Consider the following 1,331-nt stretch of genomic DNA (forward strand, 5'->3'; position numbering starts at 1 on the left):
TCGGTGGACTACTCCAAGTTCAGGTACGCCTACGGTGGTGACTGGGCGGCGCGGCTGCGGCTGTGGCAGGTGCCGTCCTGCGCCCTGGAAGACCCGGCGCCGGCCGGCTGCCAGGTCGTGCCGCTGCGGTCGGTCAACGACACCGCCCTGAGCATGGTTTCGGCCCAGGTCGACGTCCCCACGGCGGCACGATCGGCCGCCGGCTCCACCATGACCATCGCGCTGATGGCGGGGCCCACCGGCTCCGGAGGCGATTTCGCGGCCAGCCCGTTGCAGGCCTCGTCGTCGTGGTCGGCCGGCGGGTCGACCGGCGACTTCTCCTGGACGTATCCGATGCGGCTGCCGCCCGGGATCGCCGGCCCCACCCCGGGGCTCGGCCTGTCCTACTCCTCGTCGAGTGTCGACGGCCGGTCCGAGGCCACGAACAACCAGCCGTCGTGGATCGGTGAGGGCTTCGAGTACACGCCCGGGTTCATCGAACGCCGCTACGTCCCCTGTTCGGAGGACATGGGCGGCTCGGCGAACAACACGGTCAAGACCGGCGACCTGTGCTGGCGCTCCGACAACGCCACGATGAGCCTCAACGGGCGCAGCACCGAACTCATCTTCGAGGCAGGCAAGGGCTGGCACAGCCGCACCGAGGACGGGTCACGGATCGAGAAGCTGACCGGCGCGCCGAACAACGACAACGACGGTGAGCACTGGAAGGTGACCGACGCCGACGGCGTGCAGTACTTCTTCGGTCTCAACCGCCCGGCCGGGCACACCAGCGACACGAACAGCACCTGGCGGACCCGGGTCTACGGCAACCACACCGGCGAACCGTGCCGGCAGTCGACGTTCGCGGCGTCGCACTGCATGCAGGCGTGGCGGTGGAACCTCGACTACGTCATCGACCCGCATGGCAACACCAACTCGTACTGGTACGACAAGGAACTGAACAAGTACGCCGCGAACCTCACCAGTTCCGACACCGTCTCCTACGACCGCGGCGGTGTGCTGCGCCGGATCGAATACGGCACCTGGGACCGCGCCGACGGCCGTTCGACGACCCCGATCGCCCAGATCCTGTTCGAACCAGACGACCGCTGCCTGTCCAACTGCGCCACCCACGACGCGACCCGGTGGCCGGACGTGCCCTGGGACCAGGAGTGCGCCCAGTCCGCGACCTCCTCTGGCACCAACTACTCGCCGACGTTCTGGAGCACCAAGCGCCTGGCGAAGGTGACCACCAGAGTCTGGAACACCTCGGTCACCCCCGCGGACTGGCAGGACGTCGACTCGTGGACGTTGACGCACTCGTTCCCGTCCCCGGGTGACGGCACCAACGC

At 68.5% G+C, this 1,331-nt stretch carries 1 pseudogene; it reads left to right on the top strand.

Annotated features, from left to right (window positions below):
* Nucleotides 1–1,331: pseudogene (locus tag AB0M79_RS36310) on the top strand (hypothetical protein); the annotation flags it as partial.

Origin of the sequence: Polymorphospora sp. NPDC051019, from assembly GCF_040683055.1 — a bacterium.
Classification (GTDB): Bacteria; Actinomycetota; Actinomycetes; order Mycobacteriales; family Micromonosporaceae; genus Polymorphospora; species Polymorphospora lycopeni.